Genomic DNA, 954 nt, shown 5'->3' on the forward strand with positions numbered 1-954 from the left:
AACCGTATTTTCGGCTGAATTTTAAGGTCATTTACTTTTTTTGAAGTCTGTAAAAGTGATAACCTGGCCACAACACTGTGTAAAAATAATTGCTGGTTCTCGCCTACTTGGAAATTCCTGCGGAATTTCCACAGGCCCGGTTTATTTTTGTTATTTTAGGTGCTTAACCCACGCAACTATTCTTACACAACACGTTGTGGTGCATTTGGAGCAACCACTCGATAAAATCCTAATCTACTGTAAAAATAAAATATATTAAAATGCAAAAAGCACTAATATTAATATTAATCGGAATAGCATTTTTTAGCTGTTCAAATGATGACGATAACGGAAATCAAAATAACTGTAATTTTAAAACTATAATAAACAAGAATCAATATGAAACCGCCCCATCAGACCCCTTAGGGATTAACAGTTTAGAAATAAACGATAACTGTTTGAAAATTAATTTTAGTTCGGGTGGTTGTAGTGGAGAAACTTGGGAAATAAAATTAATCGATTCAGAAGATATTGTGGAATCAAATCCACCTCAGAGGAATTTAAGATTGTCATTAAAAAATGGGGAAGATTGTTTAGCAATAGTAACAAAAGAATTGACCTTTGATATTTCAAATTTACAAGTTGGTGGAAACCGAGTCCAATTAAACATTACGAATTCTGAAGAAACAATTTTATACGAATATTAAAAACGACACCACAACAATGTGCATAAGCAATGGCTTGTCCTTGCCTACTTGGAAAATCCTGCGGATTTTCCTCTGACAAGTACCTGTTTGCAATTGTCCGTGACGAACCACGCCACTGCCCATACACGAAACGTTGTGCCCAATTCCTCTCTTCTCCCAAAAAAAATAATCACTTTAAGGTAACGTTTTGTATCTTGGATAGTGCTCTTTGCAAGACCGATTTTAAATTGATGCTTATAAGCTCGAGCGTAATTCTGGTTGGAATGTA

At 34.9% G+C, this 954-nt stretch carries 2 protein-coding genes; one reads left to right on the plus strand and one right to left on the minus strand.

The window, feature by feature from the left end:
• Positions 1–260: 260 nt before the first annotated feature.
• Complete coding sequence (locus ES711_RS16165; protein ID WP_146894344.1) at positions 261–686, plus strand: hypothetical protein; 426 nt, start codon at positions 261–263, stop codon at positions 684–686.
• Between the two features lie 44 nt (positions 687–730).
• Here ES711_RS16165 and ES711_RS16425 read toward each other — a convergent pair.
• Positions 731–954 (minus strand): hypothetical protein (locus ES711_RS16425; RefSeq protein WP_211363148.1); only part of this gene is annotated, 224 nt, incomplete at its 5' end.

The sequence above is a fragment of the Gelidibacter salicanalis genome (genome assembly GCF_007997285.1).
Lineage (GTDB): Bacteria > Bacteroidota > Bacteroidia > Flavobacteriales > Flavobacteriaceae > Gelidibacter > Gelidibacter salicanalis.